The sequence below is a fragment of the Allobosea sp. 05T439 genome (genome assembly GCF_056396005.1).
This window is the reverse complement of sequence record NZ_JBFTKP010000044.1, coordinates 1-15,504: the sequence shown is the minus strand read 5'-3', so window position 1 is coordinate 15,504 and position 15,504 is coordinate 1. Positions and strand designations below refer to the sequence as shown.

Genomic DNA, 15,504 nt, shown 5'->3' with positions numbered 1-15,504 from the left:
TTCCGGTAGGTGAAGGGTCGGATTTTTACGACTCGTTAACCATTCCATTCCTAGATCATGGCAACTGAAAATTTACCAAGATGACTGACGTGTTAACTCAACCTAGGCCAATCCGCCTCAAGGGGCGCTCCTATCTTGCTMTCACGCTGACCCCGGAGCTTCCCTTCGAGGATTGGCTGACGCGGCTCGACGAACTGGCTGGTCTGTCCGCCGGATTTTTCCTGCGGCGGCCGGTGGTGGTCGATGTCGAGGGCCTGAATATCGACCGGCCGCAGCTGCGCGACCTCGTCGGCCAGCTCGGCAAGCGCAATGTGCGGATCATGGGCATCGAGGGCGCACCACCCTCGCTGCTCGGCGCCGACCTGCCGCCGGCGATGTCGGGCGGGCGCGCGGCCTCGGATATCGAAGCCCCGACCGCCGAACAGGCGCCGCAGGCCGAGGTCGCCGAGGGCGTGCAGCCTCCCGCCCCTGCCCCGCAGCCGGTCAAGGCGACGCCGTCGATCATCGTGACCGAGCCGGTGCGCTCGGGGCAGTCGCTGATCTTCACCGAAGGCGACGTCACCGTCATCGGCTCGGTCGCATCGGGCGCCGAGATCGTCGCCGGCGGCTCGATCCATGTCTACGGCACGCTCAGGGGCCGGGCGATCGCCGGCGCGATGGGCAATGCCTCTGCGCGCATCTTCTGCCGCAAGCTCGAGGCGGAGCTGCTCGCGATCGACGGCTTCTACAAGACGGCCGAGGACCTCGGACCCGACATGCGCGGCAAGGCCGTCCAGATCTGGCTCGAAGGCGAAACATTCAAAGTTGGATCACTCGCCTGAAACGACGGCGTATCCACAGAAAGCGGGAGAGTGCAATGGGCAAGGTCATCGTAGTCACATCGGGCAAGGGCGGCGTCGGCAAGACGACATCGTCCGCCGCATTGGGGGCAGCGCTTGCGCATAATGGCGACAAGGTCGTGGTCGTCGATTTCGACGTCGGGCTGCGCAATCTCGACCTCGTCATGGGTGCGGAACGACGCGTGGTCTATGACATCGTCAACGTCATCCAGGGCGAAGCGAAGCTGACGCAGGCGCTGATCCGCGACAAGCGGCTGGAGTCGCTCTACCTGCTGCCGGCCTCGCAGACGCGCGACAAGGACAATCTCACGCCTGAAGGCGTCGAGAAGGTCATCGCCGCCCTGAAATCGGCCTTCGACTGGGTCATCTGCGACAGCCCGGCCGGCATCGAGCGTGGCGCGACGCTCGCCATGCGCCATGCCGATGTCGCGATCGTGGTGACCAATCCGGAAGTCTCCTCGGTGCGCGATTCCGACCGGATCATCGGTCTGCTCGATTCCAAGACGCTCAAGGCCGAGCAAGGCGAGCGGATGGAGAAACACCTGCTGCTGACCCGCTACGACCCGATCCGGGCCGAGCGTGGCGACATGCTGAAGGTCGACGACGTTCTCGAGATCCTGTCGATCCCGCTGCTCGGCATCATCCCCGAAAGCATGGACGTGCTGCGCGCCTCCAATGTCGGCTCGCCGGTCACCCTGGCCGATGGCCGCAGCGCGCCGGCGATCGCCTATTTCGAGGCTGCGCGCCGCCTCAAGGGCGAAAACCTGCCGGTAACTATTCCTGGTGAAAAGAAGGGCTTCTTCGGCAAGATTTTCGGAAGGAAAGCGGCATGAAGTTCCTTCGTATTTTCACCCGCTCCCAGTCGTCGGCCCCCGCCGCCCGCGAGCGCCTGCAGGTGCTGCTCGCCCATGAGCGCGCCTCGGTCGGGGATTCCGACCTCGTCACCAAGCTGCGCGACGAAATCCTGCGTGCGATCTCGAAGCATATGCAGATCGATGACGACCGGGTCAGCGTCAAGATGGAGCGCGGCGCCAAGGTCTCGACGCTCGCCGTCGATATCGAGATCCCGTTCGACGCAGAGAAGAAGACGAAGAAGGCAGCCTGACGGCCGCCCCGCCCTCTCCCGGGGACATCAGCCATGCTGGATCATCCGACCGGAACTCGTATCCGATCAGATAGTCCAGCATTTTGCGTTTGCACGCATCGAAAGGGCTCACGCCCGGGCCCGGCTCAGAGCGCGGTCAAGGCCTGACGATCGTCCTGCGATCCGGCCCAGCTGAGCCACATGGCAGCGGTCCAGGAGAAGTCCGGGCCGCCGCATCCTGTGCCGTCGCGCGGGTCGAAATACTCCCAGAACCCGTTCTGCCGGACGAGATCGCCGCTGTCGCGCCGGAGCAGGCCGGCCTCCTCGGTCAGACCATAGGCAGAAAAGCCGTCGGCGATCATCCGGTTCATCATCAGCCAGACCGGGCCGCGCCAATAGCGCGTCGCATCGAAACGGCGATCGCGCGGATCGCTGCTGGCGACGGAGAAACCGGCCGCGGCACGGGTCGCAGCGAGATGGCGCTTGAGCGCGAGCGCATCCTCCTGGCTCGCCATGCGCGCATAGAGCGGGAGATAGGCGGCGCAGGTGACGGCCTCGCTGAGCCGCCCGCTGCGCAGGTCGAGCGACCGATACAGCCCGTCGCCCCCCTTGAGCCGCGACATCGCCGTATCGCTGCGCGCGATCCAGCCCTGTAGGGCAACCGCCTCTTCGGTGAAGCCAAGTTCTTCCGCCAGTTTCAGAAGATCGCGATCGGCGCGCAGCAGGATCGACTGGATGCCGAGATCGCAGACCCGGAAGGAGAGCCCGCGCGCCACGGCCATGCCATCCCAGCGCAGGGCCTTGGCTTCCTCGACCAGGGTCATGACCCGGTTGTAGAAATCATGCGTCGGGCGGTGGGACGCATCGACATGGCCGAGATCCTTGCGCAGATGCGCGACATCGACCTGCGGCACGACATTGGCGAGCGGCTCGTCCCAGTCCGGCGAATTGTCCCGCCCCGATTCCCAGGGGTGGACCATGGTGACGAGCCCGGTGCCGTCCGGGTCGCGGGTCTCGTGCCACCAGCGATGCGAGGCGAAGAGTTTGGGGACGAGAGCCCGGATCCGCGAGGCATCGCGGCCGGACAGCCCGTGCAGCACCCGCGCCGCAGTCGCCGCGACGGGGGGTTGCGAGATTCCCGACGTCAGCGGCTGGCGCTGGATGCCCCAGGCCTCGGGGCCGGGATAGTAGCCGTCTGCCGGGGCGCGGAACACGATATGCGGCACCATGCCATCGTCCCACTGACCCTCGAACAGGGTTTCCAGCTCGCGCCAGGCGCGGTCGAGATCGAAGGTGGCGAAGCCGAGCGCGACGAAGGCCGAATCCCAGTTCCACTGGAACGGGTAGACGCGGCCATTGGGGACGGTGAACCCGCCACGGTCATTGCGGCGCAGCACGGCGCGCGCGGCCTCATCGCGGTCCGAAGGAGGTGTGGTCGACAGCATGGCTCAGGCTCCGGGATGAGTGCGGCCCGTTTCCGGGTCGATCCAGACAATGCGGGTAGGGTCGAGCGCCAGGCCGAGCGTTTCGCCCGCTGCGATCCGGGCAGCAGGCGGCGCGACGACACGGGCAAGATCATCGCCGATCCTGCCGGTGAGCAGGAGATGCGAACCCATCGGCTCCGCGACCCGCACGGTGAAGGGCACGCCGCCGGCGGTCTCGGTCAGCTTCGCATCCTCGCCGCGGAAGCCGAGGACGATCGGCCCGTCGGCCGGCGATGCCAATGTCAGCCCGCCGAGCCGGGCCTGGCCGGAGGTCGCGACCGTGTTGACGAAATTCATCGGCGGCGAGCCGACGAAGCCACCGACGAAGCGGGTCGCGGGCCGCGAATAGACCTCGGTCGGCGTGCCGATCTGCACGATATGGCCGCCATGCATCACCGCGATCCGATCGGCCAGGCCCATGGCCTCGGTCTGGTCATGCGTGACGTAGATCGTGGTCGTTCCGGCCTCGCGCAGGACGCTGCGCAGCTCCGCCCGCATCTCCAGCCTGAGCAGCGCGTCGAGATTGGAGAGCGGCTCGTCCATCAGGAGCACGGCCGGCTCGACCGCGAGCGCACGCGCCACCGCGACGCGCTGGCGCTGGCCGCCCGAGAGCTTGGCCGGAAAGCGCTCCAGATACTGCTCGATATGCAGCAGCTCGGCCGCCTTGCGCACCTTCGCCTCGACACGCGCCTGGTCGGCGCCCTTCATGCGCAGACCGAAGGCGACATTCTCGAACACCGTCATATGCGGGAAGACGGCATAGTTCTGGAACACCATGGCAAGGCCGCGCTGGGCCGGCTTCAGAGAGGAGACGTCGCGTTCGCCGATCATGACCTTGCCGGCGCTCTGCACCTCCAGCCCGGCGATGATGCGCAGCAGCGTGGTCTTGCCGCAGCCGGAGGGGCCGAGCAGCGCGACGAATTCGCCATCCTCGACGGTGAGCGAAATCTCCTGCAGGGCAACCGCATTACCGAACTGCTTGGCGACCTTATCGATCAGGATCCCGGCCAACGGTCTCCTCCCTATTTGCTCGAGACGCCCCACATCGCGAACAGGTATTTCCTGACCGCGAAGATGAAGAGCACCGAGGGAATGATGAGAATGAAGCCGCCGGCGAAGCGGTAATGCAGCGGCGACTCGGAGAGGACCGTCAGCAGATAGGCGGTGAGCGTGCGCTCGCGCACGGTCAGAACCGAGGCGGCAAAAACCTCGTTCCAGGAGATGACGAAGGCGAAGATCGCCGCAGCTGCGATGCCGGGCAGCGCCAGCGGCAGCACCACCTTGCGGAAGGCCTGCCAGCGCGTACAGCCGAAGACCCAGGCCGCCTCCTCGTATTCGCGGGGAATGCCCATGAAGAGCGACGAAGTCACGAGCGCGGCGAAGGGCAGCGCCAGCGCCGTGTGGATCAGCGAGACGCCGAAGGGCGTGTCGTAGAGCCCGACCCGGATGAAGATGACGGTCAGCGGCAGGGCAAGGATCGCCAGCGGAAAGGCGCGCGTCAGCAGCACCAGCAGGCGAAAGGCGCTCTGTCCCCGGAAGGCGAAGCGCGCCAGGGCATAGCCCGCGGGTGCGCCGAGCAGGATCGAGAACAGCATGGTCAGCGATGCGGCGATCAGCGAATTCAGGGCCGCGTTCCAGACGCCTTCGATCCTGAGGAAGGTGGCGAGCGCCGCGAAGCCGGCCTCGCCGGGGGCGAAGGATTTCGGCCATTTGAACACGGCAAGCCGCCCGCCCATGGCGCCGAGCCCGATCAGGTAGATCGGCACCAGCACCCAGGCGCAGAGCGCCAGCACGCCCGTGACATAAAGCCATTTGCGGGGCGCGCTCATGCTTGCGTCTCCGGATCGACGCGCAGCGCCTTCAAATAGATGATCGTCGCCGCGAGCGAGATCACCATCACGAGCACGGCATAGGCGGCCGCGACGCCGTAATTCTGGTTCTCGTTCTGCCAGGTATAGGCTTCGCCGACGATGATCGGGAAATTGCGCCCGCCGAGCGCATAGACCACCGCAAAGACCTCGAAGGCCAGGACCGTGCGCAGGATCAGCGCCGATTGCAGGCTGGGCTTCAGCAGCGGCAGGGTGATCTTGCGGAACTTGGTCCAGGGGCTCGCGCCGAAGATGTCGGCGGCCTCGCCGAACTCCTTCGGGATGAGCTGGATGCCGGCGACGAGAATGATCAGCACGATCGCGGTCGCGCGCCAGATCTCGGCCAGGACGACGGCGAAGAACAGCGCGACCGGCGTCTCGCTGTTGAGATAGGCGGTCGGGCCGCTGATCACGCCGATCTGGAACAGCAGCGTGTTGAGATAGCCGGAATCCTGCAGGATCGCGAGCCAGACGAGGCCGGCCGCAAGGTCCGAGACGCCGAGCGGGATCGTCCAGATCCAGAGTACGAGCTCGCGCCCGCGCGTCATCCTCTGCAGCATCAGCCCCATGACGAGCGCGAGCGCCACCTGCAGCGGGATCACCACCGCGACGAGGGCGAAGGTGTTGCGCAGCGCGGTCGGAAAATTGAGGTCCCCCGCCATGCGGGCATAGTTGGCGAGCGAAAACCCCTGCCCGCCATCGAAGGAGAGCAGGATGGTCTGGCCGAGCGGTACCAGGAAGAAGGCTGCAAGAAAGGCGACCGAGGGCGCGATCAGCAGATAGGGCAGCCAGCGCGGCTGGAGCATGGTCGAAGGCCTCTGCAAGGCGCTCCAGGGTGGCTGCGCTTCGGCCGGGATGACCGGAGCGCAGCTCACCCTGAGCTCAGGTGACCGGGCAGGCGCCCTGGCTCGGCTTGTCCGGAGCCCAGCAGGGCGCGGCGGTCTGGACCATCAGGCTGCGCAGGATCTCGGCCTGCGCGTCGAGAACCGCGCGGATCGGCTCGTTGCGCAGCACGATGCGCTGGAACGTGTCGAAATAGACCTTGTTGAACTCGCCGCCCTTGTCGCCGAGGCCGATCGGCAGGAGGGCGACGATCGCGTCCTTCGCCCCTTGCGTCTTGGCGACGCCGTCGGCGAGCAGCTTGACGCCGGCCGGCAAGTCGGGCGGCAGGGGCGCATCCACGACCGGGAAGAAGCCGACCTCCTGCGCCGCGGCAAGCTGTGTCGCAGGTTTGAGCAGATGCTCGATCACGGCTGCGGCCTGGGCCCGGTTCGGCGCATCCTTGGCGATGGCGAGCCCGGCAATGACGGGCATATAGGCGCGGCCCTTGGTGCCGGCCGGAGGCGCCACGACGAGATACTGGTCAGGCTCGGCAGTCAGGGCGTCCTTGACGCGGGCGATATGGTCCCAGGCGATCCAGACCTCGCCGGCCATCAGCGGCTCCTGCATGAAATTATAGTTGTTGGCGTTGGGGTTCACCGTCGCCCAGAGCGCCTTGAAATCGGCCCAGCCCTTCTCGGCCGCGGCCGAGCGGAACTCGGTCACCATCGAGCCGGTATAGGAGGGCACGAGATTGCCCTGTACGAAACGGGCGAACAGACCCTTCGGCCCGGCCGGGAAGCCGATGCGGCGCTGGCCGGTCTTCTCCTGGATCGCCTTGCCCCAGGCGGCGAGCTGCTCATAGGTCAGCGCGTTGACATCGGCGCCAGCCGGCAGGAAGGGCAGCGCCGCCTTCTTGATGACGAGGACATAGGTCGCCTGCATCCAGGGGATGTATTGCTGATTGGGCGTGCCGAGCTTGCCGAGTTCCATCAGCCCGGCTGGAATGCCGCTCGCGCCGAGTTTCGCCGCGATATCGTCGACCGTGTCGAGCGAGTCTGCCGGCACGAGCGGCTGCAATTCGCCATGCAGCGCACCCATCAGGCTGATCGTGCGCTTGCCTGCGGCCTGTTCCGCTTTCATGCGCACGGCAAATTGCGGCGGCTCCTCGACCACATAGGTGGTTTTCGGCGCGCCTTTGAGCAGGACCTCGCGCACCTTCTGCGCCTCGTCGATCGGGCGCAGCTGCGTCGAGAGGAAGACGAGGTCCTGCGCCTTCGCAACGGGTGCAACAAGCATGGCCCCCGCCGCGACGGCGGCGCATGCCAGATGGTTGAGCGTCTTCATATCGTCCTCCCTGCCTCGCTTGTTCTGGTTTGCGTGGGATAAGGCCGGTTGCGAGCGCCTGGCCGTTTCCGTGATCGGATCAGCGACGCGCCTCCCCCAGCGAGGCGCGTGCAATGAACTCGACCGAATTGATCTCGGTCAGGTCGCGGGGATCGGCTCCGCCGATGCGCGCCAGCGCCATCTCCGCGAGGCGGCGGCCGGTCGCGGCGATCGGCAGCTCCATCGTCGCGAGCGCGGGGTCCGAGAAGGCGGAGGCGGGAATGTTGTCATGGCCGATGATCGCGATGTCGCGCCCGACGACGAGACCGCGCTCGCGGATGGCGCGCATCGCGCCCAGCGCCATGCTGTCGGTCGCGCAGAGCAGCGCGGTGGGCTGCGCCGGCTGCGCCAGAAGCAGCCCCGCCGCACGATAGCCGCCGGCCTCGTCGGCGCTGCCCTCGATGATCGCGCCGAAAATGCCAGCCTGGCGAAGGGCCAGCGCGAAGCCGCTCCGGCGCAGATGCGCGAAGGTGAAGGCCGAGGGCGCCGCAAGATGGCCGATCCGGCGGTGGCCGAGGGCGGCCAGGCGCAGCACGGCATCGTGGAACGCGGCCTCGCCATCCCCGTCGACAAAGGCATAGGGCTCTGGAAAATCGCTACGCCCCATCGCGACGAAGGGAAAGCCGGCATCTGTGAGGTAGCGCAGGCGAGCATCCTCGCGGCGGGTGCGGACGACGATGATGGCGTCGGTGCGGCGGCCGTCGACAAGGCGGCGATAGGTCTTGAGCTCGTCGGGGCCGGGCAGCGCGGCGATCAAGGTCAGATCATAGCCCTGCTCCGCCAGCCGTTCGCCGATCGAGCCCAGCAGCTCTAGATAGAGCGGCTCGTTGAAATGGCCCGGCCCGGCCGGAAGCACCATCGTGACGATCTCGGTCAGCCCGCGACGCAACCGCCGGGCTGCGGAATTGGGCCGGTAACCGGCCGCCTCCGCCGCTGCCCGCACGCGGTCTCGCGTGGCGAGCGCAACATCGTCATAGCCGTCGAGCGCCCGCGAGACGGTGGTGATCGACAATCCCAGCGTTTGCGCCAGCGCGCGCAACGAGCTCATCGGCATCTCAATGGTTGGACGATCGGCGCCTCACGTTCAGGATAACCCGATCCAAAACGTTTTGGGAAGTCGATTCAAGTTTGGCATGCGTCACGCCTTGCGGCGACGGCGCGGCGCGCTTTCGGGCTTGAGGTTGCTCGCGCCTAGGCCCGGCGGGCTGCGGCCGAGAGGCGCACGGCCTCGGCAATCTGTGCAAACTGCTTGGCGAGCGGGCTCGTCTTGCGCCAGACCATGCCGATCGTGCGCGATGGCTGGGGGTCCTTGAAGCGCGTCACGCAGACCGAGGCCGAGCGTGTCTCGACCGCGACTGCCATCTCCGGAATCAGGGTCACGCCCATGCCGGCATCGACCATCTGCACCAGGGTCGAGAGCGAGCTTGCATCCAGCAGGTCGCGCGGGTGCATGGTGCGCGGGTTCTTGTTGCAGAACGAGAGGGCCTGCTCGCGAAAGCAATGCCCCTCCTCCAGCAACAGCAACCGCATTTCGTGGAGATCCTCGCGATTGGGGGCTGGCTTCCCCTCGTCCTCGCGTGACCGGACGAGGACGAAGCTTTCCGTGAAGAGCGCGGCCTCGGTCAGCGAAGGCTCGGAAACCGGCAGCGCCACGACCGCCATGTCGAGCCGGCCTTCATTCAGCTCCTGCACGAGTTTCGGCGTCAGCGTCTCGCGGACATGGAGGTCCAGCCCGTCATGGAGGCCGGTCAGGTCGGCGATCAGGCCGGGCAGCAGATAGGGCGCGACCGTGGGAATCACACCGATGCGCAGCCTGGCGACGAGCCCGCCGCGCGAGCTGCGCGCATAGTCCTCCAGCTCGTCGACCGAGCGCAGGATGTCCTTGGTGCGCAGCGCGATCTCTTCGCCGAAACTCGTCAGCCGGACCTGGCGCCGGTCCCTTTCGAAGAGTTCGGCGCCGAGTTCCTCCTCAAAGGCCTTGATCTGCATCGACAGGGCCGGCTGGGAGATGGCGCAACTCTCCGCCGCGCGTCCGAAGTGGCGCTGGCGGGCCAGCGCCTCGAAATAACGCAGCTGTTTCAGTGTCAGGTTCGTCATAATCTTAGCTTATCGACGCAATCAGAAAATCGGAATTAATATAATGAAACCCTTTTGCTAAGAGGCTCCTTGCGACGATGAGGAGCAGGCAATGCCGAGACCGCCCCGCATGATCAAGACCGGTGGCGTTCCGCTCGTGGCCGACCTGGCCCAGTCCAGCCGCCGGCACCCGTCGATGTCCCTGTTTCCAGCCGCCCGGCTGGCAGGCCTGCCAGGCAGGCCATGAAAGCGGATCGCCTGCCCCGGCACCGACCCGCCTGTGATCGAGAAACGCGCAATCAGCGTAACGTGAATTGGAGAGAATCATGAATGCGAAGACTGAGGGGGGAGCCGGGAAATGCCCGGTCGCTCACGGGACCAGCGGCACCCAGAGCCGCGACTGGTGGCCCAACCAACTGCGCGTCGACCTGCTGAACCAGCACTCGTCCAAGTCCGATCCGCTGGACCAGGCCTTCGATTACCGGCAGGAATTCAGCAAGCTCGACTATGAAGAGCTGAAGAACGACCTGCGCAAGCTGATGACCGACTCGCAGGACTGGTGGCCGGCCGATTTCGGCCATTACGGCCMGCAATTCGTCCGCATGTCCTGGCACGCAGCCGGCACCTATCGCCTGAGTGACGGCCGTGGCGGTGGTGGCCGCGGCCAGCAGCGCTTCGCCCCGCTCAACAGCTGGCCCGACAACGTCAATATCGACAAGTCGCGCCGCCTGCTCTGGCCGATCAAGCAGAAATACGGCCAGCGGATCTCCTGGGCCGACCTGATGATCCTCACCGGCAATGTCGCGCTGGAGACGATGGGCTTTCGCACCTTCGGCTTCGCCGCCGGCCGCGCCGATACCTGGGAGCCGGATCTCGACGTCAACTGGGGTGCCGAGACCGCCTGGCTGACGCATCGCCCGCTCGATGCGTTCGACGCTCCGCTCAGCGCCACCGAAATGGGCCTGATCTACGTCAACCCGGAAGGCCCCGGCGCCAATGGCGACCCGCTCTCGGCGGMCCATTTCATCCGTGAGACCTTCGCCCGCATGGCGATGAACGACGAGGAGACCGTCGCGCTGATCGGCGGCGGCCATACCTTCGGCAAGACCCATGGCGCAGCGCCCGAATCCCACAAGGGACCGGAACCCGAAGGCGCAGGCCTCGAGGCGCAGGGCCTGGGCTGGGCCAGCAATTATGGCAGCGGCTTTGGCGCGGATGCCGTCGGCAGCGGCATCGAGGTCACCTGGACGCAGACGCCGGCGCAGTGGAGCAACCACTTCTTCGAGAACCTGTTCAAATACGAATGGGTGCAGACCCGCAGCCCCGGCGGCGCCATCCAGTGGGAGGCGAAGGACGCGGAGGACGTCATCCCCGACGCCCATGATCCGTCGAAGAAGCGCAAACCGACCATGCTGACGACCGACCTGTCGCTGCGCGTCGACCCCGCTTACGAGAAGATATCGCGCCGCTTCCTGCAGAATCCGCAGGCCTTCGCGGAGGCCTTCGCCCGGGCCTGGTTCAAGCTGACCCATCGCGATCTCGGCCCGCGTTCGCGCTATCTCGGACCGGAAGTGCCCCGGGAAGAGCTGACCTGGCAGGATCCGGTGCCGGCCGTCGAGCATCCCCTGATCAATGACGAGGATGCGGCTGCGCTGAAGGCCAAGGTCCTGGCCTCGGGCCTGAGCGTCTCCGAGCTCGTCGGCACCGCCTGGGCCTCGGCCTCCACCTTCCGCGGCGGCGACAAGCGCGGCGGCGCCAACGGCGCGCGCGTTCGCCTCGCGCCGCAGAAGGACTGGGAGGTCAACCAGCCCCTGCAGCTCGCCAATGTGCTCAAGGTCCTCAAGGGCATCCAGTCGGAGTTCAACCTGGCCGCGACCGGCGGCAAGGAGGTCTCGCTGGCCGATCTGATCGTGCTGGCGGGCAATGCCGGCGTCGAGCAGGCGGCGAAGGCTGCCGGCCAGAATGTCACCGTCCCGTTCGCTCCGGGCCGCACCGATGCCTCGCAGGGACAGACGGACATCCATGCCTTCAACGTCATGGAGCCGCAGGCGGACGGCTTCCGCAACTACCAGAAGGCGGCGCTCAAGGTGCCGGCCGAGGTGGCCCTGATCGACAAGGCGCAGCTGCTGACGCTGACCGCACCCGAGATGACCGTGCTGGTCGGTGGACTGCGCGCGATCAACATCAATGTCGATGGCACGAGCCACGGCGTCCTGACCGACCGTCCCGGCGCGCTGACGAACGACTTCTTCGTCAACCTGCTGGACATGGGCACGCAGTGGAAGGCGAAGCCTGACTCCAAGGACGTGTTCGAGGGCACCGACCGCAAGAGCGGCGCGCCGAAATGGACCGGCACCCGCGTCGATCTCGTGTTCGGGTCGAACTCGGTGCTGCGTGCGCTGGCGGAGGTCTATGCCAGCTCGGACGCGCAGGCGAAGTTCGTGAAGGACTTCGTTGCGGCCTGGACCAAGGTGACGAACCTCGATCGCTTCGATCTGGTCTGATCCAGACGAATAATACCTTCAGCGGCCGCTCCCGGGCGGCTGCTGAAGCTCTGTCCTTGCCCGTGAGCMAGGCTCGACTTCGGGCCAGGGGTCAGTGAGAGCCCGGCGCCCCTGACGTCGATGGCCCCTGCCCCGTCTTGCAAGATCCGGCTATTCCAGCCATCTGATGGGCCGCGTTCCCCAGCCAGACAGCATGCAGCCATGACAACCCAGACCGCCGAAAGCCGAAGCTTCGAAGCCGATGTCTCCCGCCTGCTCCATATGATGGTGCACTCGGTCTATTCGGACCGGGACGTCTTCCTGCGGGAGCTGATTTCCAACGCCGCCGACGCCAGCGAGAAGCTGCGCTACGAGGCCATCGCCCGGCCGGAGCTTCTCGGCGACGACCTCAAGCTCGCGATCACGATCGCGGCCGATCCCGAGGCCGGCACGCTCGTCATTGCCGATAACGGCATCGGCATGAGCCGCAACGAGATGATCGAGGCGCTCGGCACCATCGCCCGCTCCGGCACGCGCGGCTTCATGGAGCGCATCGCGACCGCCGAGGGCAAGGAAGGCGCACAGCTCATCGGCCAGTTTGGCGTCGGTTTCTACTCAGCCTTCATGGTCGCCGACAAGGTCGAGGTCGTCAGCCGCCGCGCCCGCAGCGACGAGGCCTGGCTCTGGTCGTCGGACGGCAAGGGCGAGTTCACCGTCGCCCCCGTTGGGCTGGATGATGCCCCTCTGCGCGGTACGCGCGTGACGCTGCATCTGATGGAGGATGCCAAATCCTATGCGGAGCGCTGGACGCTGGAGCGCATCGTCAGGGAACAATCCGGCCATGTGCCGGTGCCGATCTCGCTGATCGAGAAGCCGGGCGCGGAGGCAACCACGCTGGCCGACGGCGCGGCGCTGTGGGCCAAGCCCAAGAACGAGATCAGCGCGCAGGACTACACGGATTTCTATCGCAGCGCCGCCGCGCAATATGACGAGCCCGCCACGACGGTCCATTTCCGGGCCGAGGGCCGCCATGAATACACCGCGCTGCTCTTCGTGCCGGGCGGGCGTCCGTTCGACCTGTTCGACGCCGATCGCAAGGGCCGCATCAAGCTCTATGTGAAGCGCGTCTTCATCACCGACGAGGCGGAGTTCCTGCCGCGCTATCTGCGCTTCGTGCGCGGCATCGTCGACACCGCCGATCTGCCGCTGAACGTCTCGCGCGAGATGATCCAGGACAGCCCGCTGCTGAGCGCGATCAAGAAGGGCGTGACCAGCCGCGTCCTCTCCGAGTTGTCGAAGCTCGCCGAACAGGACGGCGATAGCTTCGCCAAGATCTGGGAGAATTTCGGCGCGGTCATCAAGGAGGGGATCTACGAGGATTTCGAGCGTCGCGCCCAATTGCTCGGCCTCGCCCGCTTCAAGACGACAGCCGCAAGCGACGGCCGACGCAGCCTGAAGGACTATGTCGCAGCGCTCAGGGAGAACCAGACGGCGATCTACTATATCGCCGGCGACGACGCAGACCGGATCGCGAACTCCCCGCAGCTCGAAGGTTTTAGGGCGCGCGGCATCGAGGTGCTGCTGCTCAGCGACCCCGTTGACAGCTTCTGGGTCTCGGGAGCGCCGGAATTCGAGGGCAAGCCGTTCAAGTCGGTGACGCAGGGCGCAGCCGATCTCAGCCTGATCCCCCTGCTCGACGATGCGACGCCGCCCTCCGCCGAGACGAGCGAGGCGGTGCAGGCCTTGCTCGCGGCGATGAAGGAGGTTCTCGCGGGTGAGGTCGCCGATGTCAGGGCCTCCGACCGGCTGACCGACAGCGCGGTCTGCCTGGTCGCGGCGGAAGACGGGCCGGATCGCCAGTTCGAGCGGCTCTTGACCGCGGGCGGGCGCATCGAGCGCGCAAGCAAGCCGATCCTCGAGGTCAATCCGCGGCACGCGATGATCCAGGGACTGGCCGGCGTGCAGAACGAGGCCGTGCGCAGGGATGTCGCAAACCTCCTGCTCGATACAGCCCGCGTGCTCGACGGCGAGCGCCCCACCGATGCCAAGGCGTTCTCCGAGCGCCTGAGCCGGCTGGTCGCGCTTGGCCTTGCGGCCTCGTAGGAACCGGATGCAGCGTGCGTGCCGGTTCGGCGCGCACGCCCTCTCGGCTCCAGGCGAAAGGCGCCGGCGACGCTTCCGCGTCAGGCGATTTTTGGGCGCAAAACCAAGGCGTTGCTAGCGAATTCTGCGACTTTGAATCGCCTGGATTGACCTGCCTCTCACGGGAGGCATGAGCCTCAGGCGCTGGTGAGCTGCGCCTGCAGATCGGCGAAATCCGTGAACACCAGATCCGGCCATTGGGCGAGCAAGGCGGCAGGGGCGTTGTAGCCGAAGGTCACCGCCCCGCAGGCCATTCCGGCCTTGCGGGCGGCCTCGATGTCGCGAAGCTCATCGCCGATCGCAATTGCGCGCTCCCGCGGGACGCCCAGCCGCTTCGCAACAGCCTTGAACTTGGCGCTCTTTCCCCAGAGCGAGGCGCCGCAGTCGAAGGCGCTGACATGCTCCGCAGCCCGGCCCAGTGTTCGCCGGATCGTCTCCTCCGCATTGGAGCTGACGACGGCGATCCTGATGCCGTGACGGGCGAGGTTTGCGAGCGCCTGTTCGACACCGTCGAAGAGGCGAACCTCGCCCTGGCTCTGCGCATTGAGTTGGCGCATATGCGCGGCGATCGCGGGGATCTTCCACAGGGGAACACCGAGATGGGCCACAATCTCGCGGCTACCAAGCGCACGCAGATCGTCCCTCTCCTGCTCCAGGACCTCGCGAAAGCCAAATCGCCGGGCGGTCTCGTTCAGCACCGAACAGAACCATGGAAAGCTATCGGCCAGCGTTCCGTCGAAATCGAAGATGGCGAGCGCGTAGCGAGGCATGGCCGGAGTGGAGTGTGAGAGGTTTGCGGGGATAACCCGAACTGCGGCGGCGGAGGACATTCATTCGAATGAGACGCCGCTTGTCCGGTATCGCTTCGTGGTCGTGGATGACAGAGGCATTATCGCAATGTCCGGGTTCTGTGCATGGCCCATCGCTGTTGCGGGTCCGATCCGGAGCCCCGCGGCAGAGCGGAGCGAACTCACTTCTCCGCCGCGAACCGGCGGCGGCGGGAGGCGAGACGTGGCTTTCTGGCGCCGGGCTATTTCGGGAACAGGAACTGGAGCTGGGCCCTGAGCTGCCAGTCGGCGCCGCCGCTGGGCTTTGCGACGTTGTAATAGGCTGCGAGCTGCGCGTTGACCGGCTGATGGCCGATCTTGAACACCCGTCCGAAGCCGCCGCCGACCGGCACCGTCCAGCGGTCGCCATGGCCGGCCTCCCAGTCGGCGGTGATGATCGGGKACGAGGTCAGGTACCAGCCGCCGTGGAAATTGTAGTTCACGAAGGGCTGCAGCGTCATCGCGTTGACCGCGCTGCGGTTGCTCTTGCCCGCGA

Annotated in this window: 14 protein-coding genes and 1 pseudogene; 6 read left to right on the top strand and 9 right to left on the bottom strand. The window is 66.4% G+C overall.

The features are described from left to right. The first annotated feature begins 80 nt into the window (after positions 1–80). From minC to minE, 3 genes are read left to right on the top strand one after another with little or no spacing between them, the layout of a single operon-like run. On the top strand, positions 81–821 hold the full coding sequence (gene minC / locus AC1DIO_RS30165) for a septum site-determining protein MinC (protein ID WP_476854521.1): 741 nt from the start codon (positions 81–83) through the stop codon (positions 819–821). A gap of 35 nt (positions 822–856) precedes the next feature. Then, positions 857–1,672 carry a septum site-determining protein MinD gene (minD, locus tag AC1DIO_RS30160; protein ID WP_113516688.1) on the top strand — a complete coding sequence of 272 codons (816 nt, stop codon included), beginning with the start codon at positions 857–859 and terminating at the stop codon, positions 1,670–1,672. Continuing rightward, positions 1,669–1,944, top strand: coding sequence for a cell division topological specificity factor MinE (minE, locus tag AC1DIO_RS30155; protein WP_441508307.1), 276 nt, complete (start codon positions 1,669–1,671; stop codon positions 1,942–1,944). Before minD ends, minE begins: the two co-directional genes overlap by 4 nt. A gap of 125 nt (positions 1,945–2,069) precedes the next feature. Here the strand turns inward: minE and AC1DIO_RS30150 are convergent, their stop codons facing one another. The 7 genes from AC1DIO_RS30150 to AC1DIO_RS30120 form a co-directional block, all read right to left on the bottom strand. Further along, positions 2,070–3,368, bottom strand: a complete 1,299-nt coding sequence (locus tag AC1DIO_RS30150) for an MGH1-like glycoside hydrolase domain-containing protein (RefSeq protein WP_441508306.1) — start codon at positions 3,366–3,368, stop codon at positions 2,070–2,072. 3 nt (positions 3,369–3,371) lie between these two features. Then, complete coding sequence (locus AC1DIO_RS30145) at positions 3,372–4,418, bottom strand: ABC transporter ATP-binding protein (protein ID WP_441508305.1); 1,047 nt, start codon at positions 4,416–4,418, stop codon at positions 3,372–3,374. Between the two features lie 11 nt (positions 4,419–4,429). Continuing rightward, positions 4,430–5,236 (bottom strand): carbohydrate ABC transporter permease, encoded by an 807-nt coding sequence (locus AC1DIO_RS30140; RefSeq protein ID WP_441508304.1) that lies wholly within the window; start codon positions 5,234–5,236, stop codon positions 4,430–4,432. Beyond that, a complete protein-coding gene (locus AC1DIO_RS30135; RefSeq protein WP_441508338.1) occupies positions 5,233–6,081 on the bottom strand; it encodes a carbohydrate ABC transporter permease in 849 nt (282 codons plus the stop codon). The genes AC1DIO_RS30140 and AC1DIO_RS30135 overlap by 4 nt, the downstream gene beginning before the upstream one ends. A 76-nt stretch (positions 6,082–6,157) precedes the next feature. Next, complete coding sequence (locus AC1DIO_RS30130) at positions 6,158–7,441, bottom strand: extracellular solute-binding protein (protein ID WP_476769885.1); 1,284 nt, start codon at positions 7,439–7,441, stop codon at positions 6,158–6,160. 79 nt (positions 7,442–7,520) lie between these two features. After that, positions 7,521–8,528, bottom strand: a complete 1,008-nt coding sequence (locus AC1DIO_RS30125) for a LacI family DNA-binding transcriptional regulator (protein ID WP_441508302.1) — start codon at positions 8,526–8,528, stop codon at positions 7,521–7,523. A gap of 143 nt (positions 8,529–8,671) precedes the next feature. Then, entirely contained in the window at positions 8,672–9,577 is a 906-nt protein-coding gene (locus AC1DIO_RS30120) for a hydrogen peroxide-inducible genes activator (RefSeq protein ID WP_441508301.1), read from the bottom strand. A 91-nt stretch (positions 9,578–9,668) separates the two neighbouring features. Here AC1DIO_RS30120 and AC1DIO_RS30115 point away from each other — a divergent pair, with 91 nt between their 5' ends. From AC1DIO_RS30115 to htpG, 3 genes are all read left to right on the top strand, one after another. Continuing rightward, positions 9,669–9,803: a hypothetical protein gene (locus tag AC1DIO_RS30115; protein WP_441492304.1), complete on the top strand. Its 135-nt coding sequence runs from the start codon at positions 9,669–9,671 to the stop codon at positions 9,801–9,803. A gap of 79 nt (positions 9,804–9,882) precedes the next feature. Continuing rightward, a complete protein-coding gene (katG, locus tag AC1DIO_RS30110; RefSeq protein ID WP_476854520.1) occupies positions 9,883–12,060 on the top strand; it encodes a catalase/peroxidase HPI in 2,178 nt (725 codons plus the stop codon). A 201-nt stretch (positions 12,061–12,261) separates the two neighbouring features. Further along, positions 12,262–14,142 (top strand): molecular chaperone HtpG, encoded by a 1,881-nt coding sequence (gene htpG, locus AC1DIO_RS30105; protein ID WP_476854519.1) that lies wholly within the window; start codon positions 12,262–12,264, stop codon positions 14,140–14,142. Between the two features lie 176 nt (positions 14,143–14,318). On the opposite strand, the gene AC1DIO_RS30100 is transcribed toward htpG, so the two are convergent. Continuing rightward, entirely contained in the window at positions 14,319–14,951 is a 633-nt protein-coding gene (locus AC1DIO_RS30100) for an HAD-IA family hydrolase (RefSeq protein ID WP_441492301.1), read from the bottom strand. A 260-nt stretch (positions 14,952–15,211) separates the two neighbouring features. Continuing rightward, a pseudogene (locus tag AC1DIO_RS30095) lies at positions 15,212–15,504 on the bottom strand (outer membrane protein); the annotation flags it as partial.